Raw genomic sequence first — 17,872 nt, 5'->3', positions numbered from 1 at the left:
GGTCACCTCTCCTTCTGCAGTACGGACAGGGCGGCGATGAGTTCGGCCTGGGGCTCCGGGTGGACGTCGAGGGCGTCGAGCGGGGCGAGCCGGCGCTCGCGTTCGGCGTGCAGGACCCGGTCGACGTGCTCGGCGAGCAGCCGTCCGGCCCGGTCGCGCAGCCGCAGCGCCCCGTGGGCGCCGATCCGCTCGGCGAGCCCCTCCCCGGCCATCCGGCCCCGGCGGCCGCCCAGCAGGGAGGTGGCGACCAGGGCGGCGACCAGCTCGGGGTCGGGCGAGAGGTTCCGGTCGAGCTCGCGCACCTCGTCCTCGGCGTACTCCTCGAGCTCCCGCCGCCAGCGCCGTACGGCGAGACCGATCCGGTGCTCGGCGCTCTCCGCGGCGGGTTCGCGGTCGGCGAGCCCGGGTGCGGCCGCCGCTGGTTCGCGCCGCCAGGCGTCGTCGATGCGCTCGTCGGCGGCGGTGACGGCACACAGCAGCAGCGCGCTCAGGCTCTCCACGAGCGCTTCGAGGAGTTCACCGGCGGTGCAGTCCAGGGGGAAGGCGCGCCACCGCTTGAGGGCGTCTCCCGCGAGCACCGCGCCGGCCTGCAGCCGGCCCCGCACGCGCGTGTGCTCGCTGTCGTACGCCCCGTCGACGGCGGCGATGAGCCGTAGTGCGGCGGCGTACTGTGCGGCGGCGGCGCCGGCCAGCTCGGGCATCCGGGACTTGAGGGAGTCGAGGACCCCGCGCGCGGTGCGGGCCATGACCTGCTGCCGGGCCGCCGGGTCCTGGGCGTGGTGGACCAGCCAGGTGCGCAGCTGGGCCACGGCGCTGGCCGGCAGGAGTCCGCCGCCCCAGGCCGACTCGGGCAGTTCGGGCACGGTGAACCGAGGCACCTGCCCGAGCCCGGCCTTGGTGAGCAGGGCCCCGTACTGCCGCGACACCTCGGCGACCACCTGGTGGGGCACCCGGTCCAGGACGGTGACGAGGGTGACGTCGTACTCCTTGGCGGTGCGCAGCATGTGCCAGGGCACGGCGTCGGCGTAGCGGGCGGCCGTGGTGACCATGATCCAGATGTCGGCCGCGCAGATGAGCTCGGCGGCCAGGACGCGGTTGTCGGAGACCAGGGAGTCGATGTCGGGGGCGTCGAGGAGGGCGAGGCCGGGCGCCAGCGTCTCGGCGGTCTCGACCCGCAGCACGCGCGCGGGGTTCTCCCCCGGGAGCAGCAGATCCTCCGTGGCGTCCTGCTGAGGCACCCACACGCGTGTGAGGTCGGGAAGCACCCGCATACCGCTGAACCAGTGATGGTCCTCGGGGTGACAGACCAGCACGGGGGTCCGTGTCGTCGGCCGCAGCACCCCGGCCTCGCTGACCCGCCGCCCCACGAGGGAGTTCACCAGCGTGGACTTCCCGGCTCCGGTGGAGCCCCCCACGACGGCCAGAAGTGGCGCTTCGGGGTCTCTCAGCCGGGGCACCAAGTAGTCGTCGAGCTGGGCGAGCAGTTCATCGCGGCTGGCACGCGCGCGTGGGGCCCCCGCCAGGGGCAGCGGAAAGCGTGCGGCGGCGACACGGTCGCGCAGGGCGGAGAGTGCGTCGAGCAGCTGAGGCCGTACGTCCAAGGTCACCACATGTGAAGAATGCCCAATTTTAGGGGAATTCTGAAGCATATGAGCATGTCTGCGCGCCGACAGGACACAAGGGATGGAAGGGACTACTGGGACACGGGTCCACTCCAGGCATAACGAGTGCACAACACCCGCCGCGTGTGACGCCAAAAGCGGTGCACGATTCGTACCTGCCTGCGATTATCAGGACCGCTTCACCGAACCTCCACATCGAGCCACGGAGGCGAAGCAACAGGGACAAGGACGCGGGAGCCCTATCCTTGTCCCCGGCAACGTCACGGATCGGCCCACACCAGGGCACCACGACAGAGGCCACCACACCGGCCCCCGTAGCTCAGTGGATAGAGCAGGCGCCTTCTAAGCGCTTGGCCGCAGGTTCGAGTCCTGCCGGGGGCGCAAGTCTCCGCCCTCCCGTTCGGGAGGGCTTTTTGCTGGTCGGAGTGGGTGACACTGGGCGCAGCGAAGCCCCGGCACCTCCTTGGTGATCAAGGGCAGGTGCCAGGGCTGTCCGGCTGTCACCGGGTTTCGCGCGTGGCCGTGTCGAGCACGTGTCGAAGTTCCAGGCCGCGCCGGTGTCAGCCGGTGGACGACTGGTCGGGGACATCTCCGGCAGCTTCGAGCCGCCTCTTCAAGTCGGGCAGCCGGCCCTCGAGGCAGCGGGCGCAGGTCGCCAGGAGCACGGCAACGCCGTTTCCCGTCCGCTCGGCCACCGGGGCGGGATTCCGTCGTCGCCCGCCCGACTCGCCTTGGAACAGCGGATCACCCGGCTTGAGCTGTTCGTCCCCCGATGTGCTGCCCCATGATGCCCGTCAGGGCGGGATGCCCGGGACAGCGCGGTCCCGCCGTCCGCGCGGCCCTGCAGGTCGCGTCGCTCGTGGATGTTCCCCGTGTCGATCCACTGCTTCCCCGACCTCCGGCGTCGCCTTGTGGAGCAGCAGCCGGCGCCCACTGATCCTGGGCACCGGGATCGGGCAGGGGCGCTTACTCGACGGGCACGTCTGGTGGTACGCGAGGACGGGATGCCTGGACGCTGAGGTAGACGAACTGGCCGGCGTCCACAAGAACCTGACCCGCAGCGCCGTCGTTCTGGTCTTCCACTGCAAGCTGTTCGTCCGAGGCGGGTGCCCATTCCCTGCGTCAGCCTCCAATGGCTCCTAGAATTTGCTGGGACGCTTTCCCACCTGCTTCACCGAAGCAAGTGGTTTGAGCTCGTCGCGATCATTTTCCTCGCGAAATGCTCTTGCCAGCGTTTCCCAGCGAGCTGCAAGCTGGCTGCAGAACCGAGAAACACCCTGCGGGGAAGATGCACTCGGCAAATCGAAAAGGCACCACATTTGGCGATGCTTGAGGATGTTTCGCAAGTCCTCAATTCGCCCATTCCTCCGCCCTTGAACTTCTTCTACCTTACCCATGAACTCATCGTCTCCGCTTGCAGGCAGATGAATTACGGGATCGCTGCTATACATTGGATAGGGAACGGTGAGTTCGTAGATTATTTCGCTTGAAGTACCGGTACGGCCAAACTCACGCATTGCTCGAATGGCTTCGCAGCGTGTCTGCCAATGCCTCCTGTTTTCAACGAGTTTAGCCACGAGACTCCATCCCTTTTCCTCTTCCTTCAGCCACCGACGAAAGCTTTCAGGCGTCAAGCCGCCGGCCAAACTCTGGGCGCTTCGATGCTTCCATACGTGAGCAGCCACGGCAGCCGATCGCTCTATCAGCAGCTGCTCATAGTGCACCAATTCAATTTCGTGCACATTGTCAGGGCGTAGCCGGTTGGGGTACCTTTCAGGATAGTGCTGCTCAGCCCACCGGATAAATTCTTCTCTCCTCCTGAGACCGACAAGGTCCGGATCATCCGCCAGGATCCAGGGGCGGATAGAGCTGGCAAATCCGCTGTCTTGGTTGCGCGAAGACAGTTCGAGAAAGTGGACCGCCCTCTCGGCCAAGTCATGAACCATTCCGCCGATCTCCTCCTCTATTTCGTCGAGCTCCTCTTCGTCGAGCCGATCAGAAAAGTACCTACTTCCACTTCTGGGCTGCACATCTGTATCTGCCACGCCTCCTCTTATCGGGAGAATGCAGGTAGAATAGATGCAAGCAGTATCGTAGTAGATTTGCCAGTGGGACAGCAGACGCGAATGCCGCATCAGAACTGTTATGTCCCGAACCTTGATCGGCCAGAACAGTTGCGCTTTCGGGGTCTCGAATACACCCATCACATCCCGGATCTTCGCAATAGCCGGATGCTTGACACCCCTGTAAGCCGATATGTATTTGAGGCCACGGAAAGGGGACTTATGGCCATGACGAAGGACGCGGGTCCAACAGCGTCGGACCGGATTCCCTACCAACAAGAGATGCAAAGCGGCTCGGGGTACTTTTCGCTCCGGTATTTTACGCGGATAGAAGTAAGACCGCCTCAGTTGCTCCGCTCTGACCTGACCGATGAATTGAAAAAATTCTCGCTGGATCAGCCTTAGCTGCGCTGTTTCGATTGGGCCCTCCGGGAGGACCTCGCTGACCTCCTTGGGTAGAGACTGGCCAGAACGTGGATTACCTTCGCCGTCTACCTCTCCTTCTTGGTCAATAAGGTACCGCTTAAAATCTTCAAAGTACTCTTTGAAGATTTCAGTGATACGTTTCCGGAGATTCTTGCATTCCTCTGCTCGCAGCCCACTGGTCTCGTCGCGCGGCGACCAGTCCGCACTCAGTCGTTCACCCATGGACAATAGAACCGCCTGGCGATACCTGGCCATGAGAATCGGAGCCCTCCACCAATCTCCGCGTATGGAAATACCTTTGCGGCGAAAATAGACCGGCTTTCTTCTGAATGGATGATAGATCTTCAGATCGAGATCCGATGGTGCGAGTTTGATGGCATCTTCATATGTAACGACTGCGTCGACGTGCATCCCTATCTGTTCTTGCAGCATGCCTACCTCGAGGCGGAGATAGGGGTTGTGAGGATCGAGCTGCAGAGCCTTGTAATAATATCGCAGCGCTTCATCAAAACGTCTGCTCTTCTTGCATTGTTGCGCTTGTTGGACGTTTCTGAAGAGTTGGGGTGGGACCGCGAGGCGTCGCCATGCAGGCCAAGGCGGCTCGTCAACAAGCCTCGTCAGTGGCAACACGAAAGCGCACACTTCGTAAGCTGCTTGTTCTAGGGCAAGATCCCATGTCTCATCAGTGCACGTGATTGGTTGACTGGCCCATTTGGGCAGTACCATCACCTGCACTGTCACGCCGCGCTTGCCGTTCTCGCTGTTGAATATTGCACCGTTGACTTGGTACGCGTAGCTGACCTGCCCGGCAGCAAGTAGCCTTCCGATACTGACGGCCAAACTTGCGCCGACGTTCTTCGTGTCTATAGCTGGGCTGCGCAACACTTCCGCGAAATCAATCTGCTGTGAACCTCCTGGAATAGGTTCGGGAGCTTGGATGTTCACCTGGTTCAGCTTCTCTCGGAAACTTGTCGTCAACCTGTCGATCGACGCATTGGATCTACCCGTCTCATCTCTCAACGGGGGCACAGAAATAGGTCCAGGGGCACTTATCCTTTTGGACATGCCAATTCTGCGCCAACAGTAGACTGCTGTCAGGCAGAAGATGCCGAGTATGAAAAATCTATAGGGTTTCAGAACCGCCAGAAGCCCCAGGATCGGCTTACCCTCCCATTCCGTGACGTCTACCCCGAATGCCAAGATTCCGCACAACACTGCGATGGCTGTAATGGCAAAGTAAGCCGACCATAGAATAGGGCGAGGTTTCGGGACGGAGGCGTCAGCCCAGTGACCCGACTTTCTCCTTCTATACATGATGACCTCGGCGGCACGGCGCTCAATAGAGTTACGTCCAGTCTAGGTTTCGAGTGTGAGCTCGCATCTTGGCGATGGCGTGCACTCGGACGAGATGACTTGGCGAGCTCATCTCTCGATGAAGGGTCAATTTTTGCGCCAGATAAACAGTTGTCTATTCACTCTGTTTGTCCCGTAGCGCCGAGAATCCCATGCCGGATGAGCGGTGGGACCGCACCGAACGTCTGGCAATGCCTTCACGAGGTCCTGCTCACCGAGGGACGTCTACCGCGAGCAGGTTTGAGCTCGCGACACCGTGCCGGTCATCGCCCGCCGTGGGACCCGGCACGACGCCGGACTGGGCACCTACCGCCGGGTGGTCGAGCGCGCCTTCGCCCGGCTCCACGGCTTCCGACGCTCGCGCACCCGCAGGGAATCGCAGGGCGGACCTTGCATCGCTGCGCGGTTCGGCATCGCCGAGGGCGACCTGTGCGTTGAACCACGCACGAGTTCCTTGCCGACGGCCGACCGGTGCAGCAGTCGACGAGTGGGGAGCCGTACGACCTGACCGCCTACACACTCGTCCTTCTCCCCGAGGGAGGACCACACACCGGGGCGGGAGTCGTGAACCGCATGGCCGCGCTCGGCGTCACCGTTCACCCCCGCCGTGGGGCAGCCGGAGTCGAGCAGGCGACCGCCGAGGGAGGCGTCGCTACTCGATGTCCACAGGGCCACACTCGTGACGTACATCCAGCGGACCCACGACGCCGACGACAGGCAGCCGGTACAGACGACGAACATGGTGGTACCGCCGCTCACAGTTAGATCATTTGAGAGATACCGATCAACCGTCACCAGCCCTGCTTCTGCCACATGTCGAACGGGAGAAGCGCAGATCCGCCGGCGACCTGGTGAGGACCGTCCCCTGCCCGCCCCGCCCCCCGCCACCTCCCCCCGCTTCCCGCACCCCCGGCCCAGGCCCGATCATGGTCCGGGACCCACCGTGGGTCGAGGAAGGGGTGTGACGTGCGGCTGCGCTGTGCTGTGCTGGACGACTTTCAGAGGGTGGCGACCGAGGTCGCCGACTGGTCGCCGGTCGCCGACCAGGTGGAGGTCGTCTCCTTCGACACCCACCTGGACGGCGAGGACGCCCTGGCCGCGGCCCTGGCCGACTTCGACCTCGTGGTGACGCTGCGGGAGCGCGTGCCCTTCCCCGGGTCGCTGATCGCCCGCCTGCCCCGGCTGAAACTCATCGTCGCCTCCGGCATGCGCAACTCGGTCATCGACTACGCGGCCGCCGAGAAGCACGGCGTCACCGTGTGCGGCACCACCAGCTCCTCCACCCCGCCCGTGGAACTGACGTGGGCCCTGCTGCTCGGTCTCGCCCGCGGGCTCGTCGAGGAGAACAACGCCCTGCGCTCCGGCGGCCCTTGGCAATCCACCGTCGGCGCCGACCTGCACGGACGCCGCCTCGGACTTCTCGGCCTCGGCAAGATCGGCAGCCGCGTGGCCCGGGTCGGTCTCGCCTTCGGCATGCACGTCAGCGCGTGGAGTCAGAACCTCACAGAGGAGCGCACCGACGAGATCGGCGTCGAACTCGCCCCCTCCCGGGAGGACCTGCTCGCCGACAGCGACTTCGTCTCGATCCACCTCGCGCTGAGCGACCGCACCCGCGGACTGCTCGGACCCGCCGAACTCGCCATCCTCAAGCCGACCGCGTACCTGATCAACACCTCGCGCGCCGCCATCGTCGACCAGGAAGCCCTCCTCGCCGCCCTGCACGAGGGCCGGATCGCCGGCGCCGGCATCGACGTCTTCGACATCGAGCCCCTGCCCGCCGACCACCCGATGCGCACCGCCCCCCGCCTCCTCGCCACGCCGCACCTCGGCTACGTCTCCCGGGCCAACTACGCGACGTACTACGGGCAGGCGGTCGAGAACATCCGCGCGTTCCTCGGGGGCGCGCCCGTACGACGGCTGCCGTGACGCCCGTCCGGGGCCGCGCCGGGTTTCCGCACCGTCCGGGTGAGGACGTTTCCGCACCGTCCGGGTGAGGACACGGAAACGGCCGGGACCCGGTGACGGGTCCCGGCCGGCCACCGCTGTGAGCGGTGGATTCACGCCACGGGCGCCGACGTGAACAAGGGCGCCTCGGCTGCCGCGTCGAACTTCAGGACTGCTTGCCAGGAACGATGACGTTGCTGACGCAGGTGACCTGGCTGTGCGAGGTCGGGCACGTCTGCGTCGAGTTGTTGGCGAAGCGGACGCTGCCGTCCTTGGCGGTCGTGATCTTGTACGTGTCCCCTTGCACGCAGCGGACCTGCCCGTTGCCGTCGTCCACGCACTTGCCGGGGCCGCCCTGGGCGGCGGCCTGGGCGGCACCGACCCCGATCAGGGCAAGGCTCCCCAGGACTCCGGCTGCCGCTGTAGCTGCGATCTTCTTCGAGTTGAGCATCTACTTTTCCTTTACGGTCGACCCCGTGACTGGACGGCGGGGTCGTTCCGGACGCTTGGGCCGACAAAGAAGCCAGACGACAGGCCCCGGGGCTCGGACCACCTGGTTCGAGCCCCGGGGCCTGCCTAGATCACCTGATCAGTGATCACTTGCCACCGAGGATGAAGTTCTGGGAGCAGGTCACGGACTCGCGCTCGCTGTTGTCCTGCTCCGACCAGCCGAGGATGCCGAGCGAGATGTTGACGTCATCGATGTTGATGAGGCCCTTGGTCGAGTCGTTCTGCTCACACGACTGGTTCTGCTTGTTCTCCAGCTTGACCTTCTCGTCCCCGTCCGCAGCGTGGCCGACACCGGCCCCCAGGAAGCTGACGCTGCCGAGCATGGCCATGACGACCGCGGCCTTCTGGTAGTTGCGCATTACTGCTCCGTTCTTGAGTGGACACAACCCGTGATGGGTTGGTCACCGACAGTCGCCAACTGTAGGTGACCCTCACGCGGCTTCTAACGGGCGAAACGCCCACTCACGCAAGTTTCTTGAAAAAAGTTGCGTTGTAACGCGGTTTTGTATGTATCGGATGGCCTAACTCAACTAGCCACTTCCGACCAACTACCGCTAGGGAACCCCCGGGGGCTACCGCCCGGGGAGGACGACGCTGTCGACACACGTGACCTGACCGCGCGAGGCCGGACAGGTCTGCGTCGACTCGTTACTGAGGTGGACTCCGCCGTCCTTGCTCGTGGTGAGCTTGTACGTACTCGTCTGCACACAGTGAACGTGACCCTTGCCGTCGTCGACGCACCTGCCGGGGCCGCCCTGGGCAGCGGCCTGGACGACTCCGCCACCGATCAGAGCGAAGCCCCCCAGGACTCCGGCTGCCGCCACCGCTGCGATCTTCTTCGTGTCGAGCATCTGTTTCTCCTTTGCGGTCGACCCCCCGCGGCTGAACGGCGGAGTCGTTTTTCCGGGCATATGGACCGGCTGGAAACCAGACAGCAGGCCCCGGGGTTCGGACACGTGGTCGAACCCCGGGGCCTGCCTTCAGATCACTGGATCAGTGCTTGCCGAAGCTCTGCGAGCAGGCCAGGGACTCCTTCTCGCTGTTGTCCTGCTGGGACCAGCCGAGGATGGCACCGACCGAAACGTTGACGTCGTCGAGCTGGATGAGCCCGGTCTGCGCGTCGTTCTGGGCGCACGCCTGGTTCTGGTCGTTGTCAATCTTGATCTTGTCGCCGTCCGAAGCGTGACCGACACCGGCACCCAGGAAGCTGACGCTGCCGAGCATGGCCATGACGACCGCGGCCTTCTGGAAGTTGCGCATTACCTCTCCGTTCTCGAGTCGACACAATCCGTGATGGACTGGTCACTGACAGTCGCACTCTAGGTGACATTCGGGGCTTTTGATAGGCAAAACGCCCAATCGCGTAACTTTCCTGAAAAAACACATTGTGGTGATGCTGTGCAGGTGTCCGGCGACCAGCGACCAGGACCGCCACCGTCGGCCAACTACCGGTCGGACAGCCGCTGTTCACAGCGGGCGGATCCTTCTCCACAGGCGGGAGGCCGCCCTCGCCACCGAACACGAAGAGCGCCTGCCGTCTCGGCGGTGCGTGTCGAGGTGGTCGCCGGGTCGCGGCCGGCGGCCGCGCGCACCTTCAGGAGCCGATCGCGCGAACGCGCCCGCGTCGACCGCACCACAAGCAGCAGGCCCCGGGGTTCGGACACATGGTCGAACCCCGGGGCCTGCCTTCAGATCAGCCGATCGTCACTTGCCGAAGCTCTGCGAGCAGGCCAGGGACTCCTTCTCGCTGTTGTCCTGCTGAGACCAGCCGAGGAGGCCGACCGAGACGTTGACGTCGTCGAGCTGGACGAGCCCGGTCTGCGCGTCGTTCTGGGCACACGCCTGCTTCTGGTCGTTGTCGAGCTTGATCTTGTCGCCGTCCGAAGCGTGACCGACACCGGCACCCAGGAAGCTGACGCTGCCGAGCATGGCCATGACGACCGCGGCCTTCTGGAAGTTGCGCATTACCTCTCCGTTCTCGAGTCGACACAATCCGTGATGGACTGGTCACTGGCAGTCACAGACTGTAGGTGAAGATCGATGGTTTTTATACGCAAAACGCCCAATCGCTTAACTTTCCCAAAAAATCTCCGTGCGGAGCTGCCGGGCAGACGCCGAGCAGCCGCCGTGGCGCGTCGCGTGCCGGACGAGACAGGGAGCCCGTCTTCGCCGCGGCATGACCCCGGCACGGCACGGGTCGTGGGGAAACAACGCCCGTACGGCGGAGCACAGGTTCAAAAAGGGTGATCCGGAGAAAAACCTCGTTACCGGTCCGGGGCCCTCGCGTTGAAACGGTCAGTGCGGTCGCGCGTACTGCTGCCGCACTCACCGATTCACTAAGGAGAACGTGATGTCTCGCATCGCGAAGGTTGGCGTTGTCGCTCTCGGCACGAGCGCTGTGGTGCTCAGTGGCGCCGGTCTCGCCGCGGCGGACGCCGGCGCCAAGGGCGCTGCCATCGGCTCGCCCGGTGTCCTGTCCGGCAACGTCGTTCAGGTGCCGGTCCACGTGCCGATCAACGTGTGCGGCAACACCGTCCAGTTTGTCGGCCTGCTCAACCCGGCCGTCGGTAACACCTGCAAGAACGAGGGTCACAAGAAGGACGACCACAAGAAGGACGACCACAAGGAGAGCAGCAAGAAGAGCGGCCACCGCCACTGACGTCTGCTGTCTGCCCCGAGAGCCCCGGCCTCCCCGAACGCCGGGGCTCTCCCCATGTCGCCGTGAGGGTCCTCGTCACCTCACGCGTACCGGTAGATCCGGCCGACGTCCTCCAGTTCGTCCGGCGTCACGTCCCACGGAGGCAGGCGCTGGTGCCGTGCCACGATCCGGCCGTGCTGCCCGTCGCCGGAGCCCGGCGGTGCCGCGGGAAGGTAACGGGCCCCGCGGTGTCTGCGCTGCCAGCGGTACCACTGCAGGTCGACGAAGGCGTGGTGCAGCCAGAACACGGGGTCGTTGACGGAAGCGCCGCCGAGCATGTCCCCGCCGACCCAGCCGTGCACCCGGTTGTGGTTGCGCCAGGACGTGCTGCCCCCACCGGTGCCCCAGCCCTCCAGTTTGTTGCGGAATCCCCGCGTGACCGTCGAGTCCCAGGGCGCCACGTCGTAGACCGGGTCCTTCAGCGCCCACTGCAGCTCGTTCTTCGTGGGCAGCTCCATGGGGGAGCGGCGGCGGCCGAGGTCCCGGGTGAGGAACACCGCGTCGGTCACATTCACCTTGATGGTCCAGTTGCCTTCCCGGTAGGCGAACGGACCCGTCATCACCTGGTGGTCGGAAGGGCGTCCGGTGCCGCCGAGGAGGTCCGCCGTCCAGGGTGCGGAGGTGGTCGTGCGGTAGCGCGTCCAGTCCCAGTACGGCACGGTCACCGAGGGGTCCACCCGGCGCAGCGCGCTCTCCAGGTCGAGCAGGAACCGGCGGTGCCAGGGCAGGAAGGAGGGTGCCATGTGCGCGGCGCGCAGTCCGTGTTCGCCGTCGGAGGAGAAGTACTCGATGTGCATCCGCACGAACTCGTCGTACTCGCCCCGCCGTTTGACCTCCAGCAGCGCCTTGACGAACCGCCGCTTCTCGGTCTTGGTGAGCGTGCCGGCGTCTCTACGCACGTACGCCATGCCGGTCCCCCGTGTGCACATGCCCCGCGTCTGCTGGTTCCGGGGCCAGGTCGCGCAGTCGGCGGCCGGGGCCGAGTTCGTCGACGGCTGCGCGGGCGGCTTCGAGTGGTGACCGGTACGAGCAGTAGTGGTCGACCATGCTCAGCCAGGTGCCGTCGGCCCGGCGCATCAGATGCAGCGGTCGGCCGTCCACAGTGACGTGCCACCGACCCCGCCCGCCCGACCCGGCCGACGGGGTCCACGTCCCTCGGATGCGGCGGCTGCGGTAGGTCTGGTCGAAAGCGGCTTCGCCCAGGACGTTTTCGGTTCCGGGGCGCCGGAGCCGGAAGGCGGCGGCCACCGGGGCCGCCAGGGTGGCGGCGAGGGCGCAGGCACGCAGACCGCGCGTCACCTCCCGCCGTGTCCTGCCCGCCCGTTCGGGTCGCGCCGGGGTCGGTGCCCCGCCTCCCGCCGGTCCTCCGCCGATGCTGACGACCATGTCCACTCCTCGTCCGGTTCCGGTGTCGTAGCCGTAACCGCCGGACGTCCCGCGCGGTCACCGCCGCGCGGCCAGACAAGTGATCGCCGGCGTAGCTGCCGGTAGGGGGGCGGGTCGCGTCACCGGCAGGACACACAACGGAGGGCCGGCCCTCGAACTGTCCGAGGACCGACCCTCCGTACGCGTGGTCCCAGCTCTAGAACCACAGGTTGCCGTGCACCGGCTTGGTGTCGTTGACCGCGGACGCGGCGTTCTTCGCCGTCTGGACCAGCGATTCCTTGCCCTGAGCGCTCACATCTAGGGGAACCCTGGTGCTCACGCCGCCGGTGAGGTCGGTGGACGCCAGGTCCCGAGTGTTCTCAGCGGCCGGAGCCGGCTGCGGAGCGGGGGCGGGCTGAGCAACCGGAGCCGGCTGAGGAGCCGGGGCGGGCTGAGCGACCGGAGCCGGCTGAGGAGCCGGGGCGGGCTGAGCAACCGGAGCCGGCTGCGCAACCGGGGCAGGCTGAGCGACCGGAGCCGGGGCGGGCTGAGCCATCGGAGCACTCTGAACAGCCGGAGCGCTCTGAACCGGAGCGGCCTGAGCAACGGGAGCGCTCTGGGCGACCGGGGCAGCCTGCACGTCCGGAACGCTCTGAGCGGCCGGCGCGCTCGGGGCGACCATGGCGTCCTGGGCGAACGCGGGTGTGGCGGAACCGGCAGCGATCAAGGACCCGGCAAAGACGGCGGCAGCCTTCAGAGACTTCATCGTGTTCCTTTCTTCGGCAACGCGCGTCGCCGGAGGGAATTCTGTCGCCGTGCCTAACGAGCCCTGGCCTGGGCGGAAACCGGAGATGCCCAAGATTGCCGATACCTCATACGAGATCTATTAACAGACCGGGCCACGGAACGGAAAATGAATCGGAGGAATACGCGAAGTCGGGCGGGAAGAACGACAGTCGTGGCGCCGCTCCCTGAGGTCGGCACCACGACTGGACGCGGTTCAGGAGGCCGGCGGCACCACCCGCGTCAGCAGCGGGACGGCCGGGTACGTGACGGCCGCGGGCATCGTCGTCGGCACCGATGTCGACGACGTGCTGGACGACGGCGACGAAACGGAATCGTCCTGAAGCAGGTTGCCTCCGATCAGTCCGGCGAGGAGGTCGTCCACCCCGTTCAGCAGGTCGTCGACGGAGGGAAGGATGCCGCCGACACCGGAGGTGATGGCCTGCAGGAGACTGTCGACAGCTCCCAGCACGAGGTCCAGCAGGTCGGTCACGGGGTCGGCGGCGCGCCGGTCGGGCGCCCCGGGCACCAGGGCGGGCAGGGCGGGAGCCGGCAACAGCACGACCGTCGACGTCATCGAGGTTCGCTCGCCCTTGGCGGCCGCCTCGGTCAGGGCGGCCTTCGCTTCGGCTCCCAGCTTCCTGGCCTCGGACGCGGGCAGTCGGCCGTCGCTCCGGAGCACGGCGTGCAGCAGGTCGGCGACCGGGGTGAGCTCACCCCAGTTGAGTCTGTCGATCTGCGCGAGACGGGCATCCGCGCCGGGAAGCCGGGCGTCGGGCGCCACATGAGCGTGCCCGCGAGCCGAGTCGGCCGCCATGGCTACGGGGCCGGTGATCCCGACCAGAAGGGCGGCGCACAGGGCGCTGGACGCGATGCGCCGTGCGGGCAGAGCACACATGGAGATTCCTTTCGACGGCGTTGGATCTTGAGCCCACCGTGAAAGCGCCCGCGACTTCCCGCAACCGCTCATAGGCTTTTCGGGATTTAACAATTCCCCCATTCGCCGTGCCCGCCCTGATCAGACGGTATGTCAGGACGCCCCCTTCTCGGCCCCTGCCGGAGCAAGGCACCGGCCTCCCCCGAATGGAGGCGCTGACCGAGGCCGGAGGCGACGGCCGGAACCAGCAAGGACTTGCTGCTTCACGATTCCGACACACTTGTCAGACTTCACCGAATTTCTTCGACTATGTCCGATTGATGACTAGAGTTGCGAACCGCCCGACGCACTTCTCAGCGCGGACACATCGCTCTCGTGGCACTGCTGCCACGGCCACCTGTTCCGAAAGGGCAACGACCGGTCATGCGCCATTCTCTGGGCCCCGTGTTTCGCCGCGCGACCGTGGGCGTCCTGGCCCTTGCGGCCGTGTGGGCAGCAAGCAGTTCCCCGGCCGCCGCTCCGGCCGCCGCGCCCGCGCCGGAGGCCGAGAGCCTCGGCTTCGCCGAGCGGTACCGCACGCTCCAGCACGGCGGCATCGTACGCGCGGCCAACGCGTCGATCACCTGCCGCACGGCCCAGGCGCCTTCGTGCCCGGACGCCCAGGCAGGCGGGTCCGGTGTGAACGGCGACTTCGACATGTTCTACGTCGATGTCGACCGCGACCCCAACACCTACAACTCCTCCCGCGCGGAGGTCCGCCTCCCCAACGCCTCCCGGGTGACGTACGCGCGCCTCTACTGGGGCGGCAACCTGCGCGTGGGCGAACAGAAGCCGCCGCAGGACAACGAGCGCGTGCTGATCGCCGAACCCGGCGGAGAGTACAAGGAGTTGCTCGCCGACACGACGGTCGGACACCGGGTGGCGGACGGCATGGACGCCTTCCAGGCCTCGGCCGACGTGACACGGCTGGTGCGGGAGGGCGGGCCCGGCCTGTACACCGTGGCGCAGATCAACATCGCCATGGGCAGATCGGCGGCCGGGGCGTGGGGTGGCTGGACGCTCGTGGTGGCCTACGAGAACCCGTCGGAGCCACTGCGTCACCTCGCGCTCTGGGACGGCTTCACCCCGCTGAGGCCCGGTGCGGCACAGGAGATCCGGATGACCGATCTGGGCTTCGCCGCGGGCGCGTGGGGCCGTGCCGGCCTGGTGACGTACAACGGCGACCGCGGCACCACCGGCGACTCGCTCACCGTGACCACCGGCCAGTCCGAGTTCGCCCTCACCAACGCCGCCAACCCCCGGGACGACGTCCTCAATTCCACCATCAGCGAGCCCGGGGCGGATGCGGCACGGGTGCCCGCGCACGCCAACAACCTCGGCTACGACTCCGACGTGTTCGATCTCGGAAGTGGCCTGCAGCAGGCCGGTGACCAAGCGACCTTCCGGCTCCACTCCCAGCAGGACGCGGCGTGGGCCGGCGTGCTCTTCGCCGCCGTCGACGCACGGCGGTGACTCCGTCGCCGCCCGCCCCGAACACCTTCGCGAGCGAGGAATCCGCCCACATGCACACCGCCCCCCTCCCAAGAGTCCTGCACCTCACCCAACCGGTGGACGGCGGCGTCGCGCGCGTCGTGACGGATCTGGTCCGCGCCCAACTGTCGGACGGCCTGGACGTCACCGTGGCCTGCCCCGACAGCGCGCTCACCACGAAGCTGCGGACGCTCGGCGCGCGCGTACGGCACTGGCACGCGACACGGTCGCCGGGTACGTCGCTCGTCCGGGAGGTGCGGCACCTGGCGCGGGTGATCGACGAGGTGCGCCCCGATCTGGTGCACGCGCACAGCGCGAAGGCCGGGCTCGCCGGACGGCTCGCGGTACGCGGGCGGATTCCGACGGTCTTCCAGCCGCACGCCTGGTCGTTCGAAGCGGTCAGCGGGGGCACCGCGGCCCTGGCGCTCCTATGGGAACGCTGGGGGGCACGTTGGGCCTCACGCGTGGTGTGCGTGAGCGAGGCGGAACGCGCCACCGGCATGGACGCCAGGATCACCGGCCGGTGGACCGTCGTCCCCAACGGCATCGACCCGGAGCGCTTCCGCCCGGCCCCCGCGGGCGCCGTACGGGCCGGGCTCGCCCCGCTCGCCGGCATCCGCCCGGCGGCACCGCTCGCCGTGTGCGTGGGGCGGCTGTGCCGGCAGAAGGGGCAGGACGTCCTGCTGCGGGCGTGGGAAGCCGTCGTGCGGCAGGTGCCCGACGCCCGCCTGGTCCTCGTCGGCGACGGGCCGGACCACGACCGGCTCCGCGAAGGCGCCCCGGAATCCGTGGTGTTCACGGGAGCCGTCGCCGACGCCTCCCCCTGGTACCAGGCCTCCGATCTCGTCGTCCTGCCGTCCCGCTGGGAGGGCATGGCCCTGGCGCCGCTGGAGGCGATGGCCTGCGGGCGGCCCGTGGTGGTCACGGACGTCGACGGCGCCCGCGAGAGCCTGCCACCCTCCTTCGCCGCCCGGTGCCTGGTCCCGCCGGAGGACCCGGCCGCGCTGGCCGGGGCCGTCACCGAGTTGCTGGCCGATCCGCTGCTGCGCGAGTCGCTCGGCAGCCAGGGCCGTCGGCACGTGCTGTCCACCCACGACGTGCGCTACACCGCCGAGGCCGTCTCGGACGTCTATCGCGACCTGCTCGGCCCATGGACCGCCGCCACCCCCAGCGCTGAGCACGGTCAGCCGCTCGGCACCGGACGTGGCGCCGAGGCGAACCGGACACCACAGCGCGTCGAGCCCACCGAGTACAGGGAGTCCATCCACTCGTGACCGCCGAACGTACCGTGCCCTCCCCCGGCGTACCGCCACGGGACCACGGATCCTCACCAGTCTCGGTCATGCCGCCGCGCGGCACCGCCACCGGTTTCCGGCCGTCCGCACCGCGGCGGCCGGCCCGTCCCGCCTCCCCCGTGGCGCTGCTCGTCGCGGACGGCGTGGCCGCCCTGGCGGGCGCGCCGGCGCTCACCGATGCCCAGCGCCACCCACTGCTCGTCACCCTGCTGATCGTCATGTCGCTGCTGCTGCGCCGGCGCGACGGGCGGCCGCCGGTACCGGGGCTGCTGGAGGAACTGCCCGCCGTGTGCGGCCGCATCGCGGTGGCCTGGCTGGCACTCGCGGCGCTCCTGGCGGCGTACCGGCCGGAGCACGCGTTGACGCTCCGTACCGTGCTGACGGGCCTTGCCCTGCACGCGGCGGCCGGCTGTGTGCTGCGCGGAGCGGTGCACGCGCGGCGGCGCGCCGCGCTGCTGCGGCACCCGCACACCGCACTCGTCCTCGGCCCGGCGGCGACCGCGCAGCGCGTGGCCGCCGCCGTACTGCGTCACCCGCGGTGCGGTGTGCGGCCGGTGGGGATCGTCGCCGAGCAGCCGGACGGCAGCGAGAGCCTGCCGGTGCTGACGACCCCCGAGGAGGTCGAGCGTGCGGTCATCCAGAACGGGGTGCGGGCGGTGCTGGCCGTCCACCCCTCCGTACGCGCCGAACAGGAGCCGCTGCTGCGGGCACTGGCCGAGTCGGGCTGCGTGGTCTGGGAGGTCGACGCCGATTCCCCGTCGTACGCGACGCGGGAGCGGCTGGCCGGGTTCTCCTGCCGGCGCCTGGACATGTCCCCCGCCCGGCGCGGCAGCGCGGCCAAACGGGCGCTCGACATTCTCGTGTCGGGAACGCTGCTGGTGCTGGTCAGCCCGCTGCTGCTGGCCTTCGCCGTGGCGCTGCGGATCAGCGACGGGCCGGGCGTGGTGTTCCGGCAGGAGCGCATCGGCAGGAACGGCAAGCCGTTCACGCTGCTGAAGTTCCGTACGCACCGCCCGGTCGACGAGCACGAGTCGGCAACCCGGTGGAGCGTGGCGAACGAGAACGAGATGCGCTGGTTCTGCCGGATGCTGCGGCGTACCTCGCTCGACGAACTGCTCCAGCTGTGGAACGTGCTCCGGGGCGACATGAGCCTGGTCGGACCGCGGCCCGAACGCCCGTACTTCGTCGCGCAGTTCGGTCAGACGTACCCCGGTTACTCGGTCCGCCACCGCATGCGGACCGGCATCACCGGCCTCGCCCAGATCCACGGTCTGCGCGGCGACACCTCGATCGAGGACCGCTGCCGGTTCGACAACGCCTACATCGACGACTGGTCCCTGTGGCAGGACGTCTGCATCCTGCTGCGCACCGCGGCCACGGTGGTACGTCCCACGGGGAGCTGAGAG

At 67.5% G+C, this 17,872-nt stretch carries 16 protein-coding genes and 1 tRNA gene; 6 read left to right on the top strand and 11 right to left on the bottom strand.

The window, feature by feature from the left end; genetic code table 11:
* Positions 1-2 precede the first annotated feature (2 nt).
* Complete coding sequence (locus SCNRRL3882_RS26505; RefSeq protein ID WP_029181650.1) at positions 3-1,610, bottom strand: dynamin family protein; 1,608 nt, start codon at positions 1,608-1,610, stop codon at positions 3-5.
* Between the two features lie 320 nt (positions 1,611-1,930).
* On the opposite strand from SCNRRL3882_RS26505, the gene SCNRRL3882_RS26500 reads away from it, so the two are divergent.
* Positions 1,931-2,003, top strand: a tRNA-Arg gene (locus SCNRRL3882_RS26500).
* Positions 2,004-2,761: 758 nt separating this feature from the next.
* On the opposite strand, the gene SCNRRL3882_RS40880 is transcribed toward SCNRRL3882_RS26500, so the two are convergent.
* On the bottom strand, positions 2,762-5,056 hold the full coding sequence (locus tag SCNRRL3882_RS40880) for a tetratricopeptide repeat protein (protein ID WP_158688457.1): 2,295 nt from the start codon (positions 5,054-5,056) through the stop codon (positions 2,762-2,764).
* A gap of 714 nt (positions 5,057-5,770) precedes the next feature.
* Positions 5,771-6,223 carry a hypothetical protein gene (locus tag SCNRRL3882_RS42650; protein WP_159399453.1) on the bottom strand — a complete coding sequence of 151 codons (453 nt, stop codon included), beginning with the start codon at positions 6,221-6,223 and terminating at the stop codon, positions 5,771-5,773.
* A 207-nt stretch (positions 6,224-6,430) separates the two neighbouring features.
* On the opposite strand from SCNRRL3882_RS42650, the gene SCNRRL3882_RS26480 reads away from it, so the two are divergent.
* Entirely contained in the window at positions 6,431-7,390 is a 960-nt protein-coding gene (locus tag SCNRRL3882_RS26480; RefSeq protein ID WP_010046780.1) for a D-2-hydroxyacid dehydrogenase family protein, read from the top strand.
* 184 nt (positions 7,391-7,574) lie between these two features.
* Here the strand turns inward: SCNRRL3882_RS26480 and SCNRRL3882_RS26475 are convergent, their stop codons facing one another.
* The 5 genes from SCNRRL3882_RS26475 to SCNRRL3882_RS26455 all read right to left on the bottom strand — a co-directional run bounded on the left by SCNRRL3882_RS26475 (position 7,575) and on the right by SCNRRL3882_RS26455 (position 9,883).
* Positions 7,575-7,859 (bottom strand): hypothetical protein, encoded by a 285-nt coding sequence (locus SCNRRL3882_RS26475; RefSeq protein WP_010046783.1) that lies wholly within the window; start codon positions 7,857-7,859, stop codon positions 7,575-7,577.
* Between the two features lie 145 nt (positions 7,860-8,004).
* Entirely contained in the window at positions 8,005-8,277 is a 273-nt protein-coding gene (locus SCNRRL3882_RS26470; RefSeq protein WP_010046785.1) for a hypothetical protein, read from the bottom strand.
* A gap of 213 nt (positions 8,278-8,490) precedes the next feature.
* Complete coding sequence (locus tag SCNRRL3882_RS26465) at positions 8,491-8,769, bottom strand: hypothetical protein (RefSeq protein ID WP_010046787.1); 279 nt, start codon at positions 8,767-8,769, stop codon at positions 8,491-8,493.
* A 142-nt stretch (positions 8,770-8,911) separates the two neighbouring features.
* On the bottom strand, positions 8,912-9,178 hold the full coding sequence (locus tag SCNRRL3882_RS26460; RefSeq protein WP_010046789.1) for a hypothetical protein: 267 nt from the start codon (positions 9,176-9,178) through the stop codon (positions 8,912-8,914).
* Between the two features lie 444 nt (positions 9,179-9,622).
* On the bottom strand, positions 9,623-9,883 hold the full coding sequence (locus SCNRRL3882_RS26455) for a hypothetical protein (RefSeq protein ID WP_010046792.1): 261 nt from the start codon (positions 9,881-9,883) through the stop codon (positions 9,623-9,625).
* Positions 9,884-10,268: 385 nt separating this feature from the next.
* Between SCNRRL3882_RS26455 and SCNRRL3882_RS26450 the strand changes: the two genes are divergently transcribed.
* On the top strand, positions 10,269-10,577 hold the full coding sequence (locus tag SCNRRL3882_RS26450) for a chaplin (RefSeq protein ID WP_040904180.1): 309 nt from the start codon (positions 10,269-10,271) through the stop codon (positions 10,575-10,577).
* Between the two features lie 80 nt (positions 10,578-10,657).
* Here the strand turns inward: SCNRRL3882_RS26450 and SCNRRL3882_RS26445 are convergent, their stop codons facing one another.
* The 3 genes from SCNRRL3882_RS26445 to SCNRRL3882_RS26435 form a co-directional block, all read right to left on the bottom strand.
* On the bottom strand, positions 10,658-11,524 hold the full coding sequence (locus SCNRRL3882_RS26445; RefSeq protein WP_010046795.1) for a tyrosinase family protein: 867 nt from the start codon (positions 11,522-11,524) through the stop codon (positions 10,658-10,660).
* The gene (locus SCNRRL3882_RS26440) at positions 11,508-12,002 is read right to left on the bottom strand and encodes a tyrosinase family oxidase copper chaperone (RefSeq protein WP_029181651.1); all 495 of its coding nucleotides are present in this window, start codon (positions 12,000-12,002) and stop codon (positions 11,508-11,510) included. The genes SCNRRL3882_RS26445 and SCNRRL3882_RS26440 overlap by 17 nt, the downstream gene beginning before the upstream one ends.
* A 979-nt stretch (positions 12,003-12,981) precedes the next feature.
* A complete protein-coding gene (locus SCNRRL3882_RS26435) occupies positions 12,982-13,662 on the bottom strand; it encodes a hypothetical protein (protein ID WP_029181652.1) in 681 nt (226 codons plus the stop codon).
* 402 nt (positions 13,663-14,064) lie between these two features.
* Between SCNRRL3882_RS26435 and SCNRRL3882_RS26430 the strand changes: the two genes are divergently transcribed.
* From SCNRRL3882_RS26430 to SCNRRL3882_RS26420, 3 genes are read left to right on the top strand one after another with little or no spacing between them, the layout of a single operon-like run.
* A complete protein-coding gene (locus SCNRRL3882_RS26430; protein ID WP_010046798.1) occupies positions 14,065-15,153 on the top strand; it encodes a hypothetical protein in 1,089 nt (362 codons plus the stop codon).
* A 50-nt stretch (positions 15,154-15,203) separates the two neighbouring features.
* Positions 15,204-16,445, top strand: coding sequence for a glycosyltransferase family 4 protein (locus tag SCNRRL3882_RS26425; protein ID WP_010046802.1), 1,242 nt, complete (start codon positions 15,204-15,206; stop codon positions 16,443-16,445).
* Positions 16,442-17,869, top strand: a complete 1,428-nt coding sequence (locus SCNRRL3882_RS26420) for an exopolysaccharide biosynthesis polyprenyl glycosylphosphotransferase (protein WP_029181653.1) — start codon at positions 16,442-16,444, stop codon at positions 17,867-17,869. The genes SCNRRL3882_RS26425 and SCNRRL3882_RS26420 overlap by 4 nt, the downstream gene beginning before the upstream one ends.
* Positions 17,870-17,872 lie beyond the last annotated feature (3 nt).

Source organism: Streptomyces chartreusis NRRL 3882 (assembly GCF_900236475.1).
GTDB classification, from domain to species: Bacteria; Actinomycetota; Actinomycetes; order Streptomycetales; family Streptomycetaceae; genus Streptomyces; species Streptomyces chartreusis_D.
The sequence above is the reverse complement of the archived record's forward strand: the minus strand, read 5'-3'. Positions and strand labels throughout refer to the sequence as shown.

Bases quoted from the DNA above. Each gene is read 5' to 3' on its own strand.
- SCNRRL3882_RS26475 (WP_010046783.1), bottom strand. From the start codon at position 7,859: ATGCTCAACTCGAAGAAGATCGCAGCTACAGCGGCAGCCGGAGTCCTG.
- SCNRRL3882_RS26470 (WP_010046785.1), bottom strand. From the start codon at position 8,277: ATGCGCAACTACCAGAAGGCCGCGGTCGTCATGGCCATGCTCGGCAGC.
- SCNRRL3882_RS26465 (WP_010046787.1), bottom strand. From the start codon at position 8,769: ATGCTCGACACGAAGAAGATCGCAGCGGTGGCGGCAGCCGGAGTCCTG.
- SCNRRL3882_RS26460 (WP_010046789.1), bottom strand. From the start codon at position 9,178: ATGCGCAACTTCCAGAAGGCCGCGGTCGTCATGGCCATGCTCGGCAGC.
- SCNRRL3882_RS26455 (WP_010046792.1), bottom strand. From the start codon at position 9,883: ATGCGCAACTTCCAGAAGGCCGCGGTCGTCATGGCCATGCTCGGCAGC.
- SCNRRL3882_RS26450 (WP_040904180.1), top strand. From the start codon at position 10,269: ATGTCTCGCATCGCGAAGGTTGGCGTTGTCGCTCTCGGCACGAGCGCT.
- SCNRRL3882_RS26445 (WP_010046795.1), bottom strand. From the start codon at position 11,524: ATGGCGTACGTGCGTAGAGACGCCGGCACGCTCACCAAGACCGAGAAG.
- SCNRRL3882_RS26440 (WP_029181651.1), bottom strand. From the start codon at position 12,002: ATGGTCGTCAGCATCGGCGGAGGACCGGCGGGAGGCGGGGCACCGACC.
- SCNRRL3882_RS26435 (WP_029181652.1), bottom strand. From the start codon at position 13,662: ATGTGTGCTCTGCCCGCACGGCGCATCGCGTCCAGCGCCCTGTGCGCC.
- SCNRRL3882_RS26430 (WP_010046798.1), top strand. From the start codon at position 14,065: ATGCGCCATTCTCTGGGCCCCGTGTTTCGCCGCGCGACCGTGGGCGTC.
- SCNRRL3882_RS26425 (WP_010046802.1), top strand. From the start codon at position 15,204: ATGCACACCGCCCCCCTCCCAAGAGTCCTGCACCTCACCCAACCGGTG.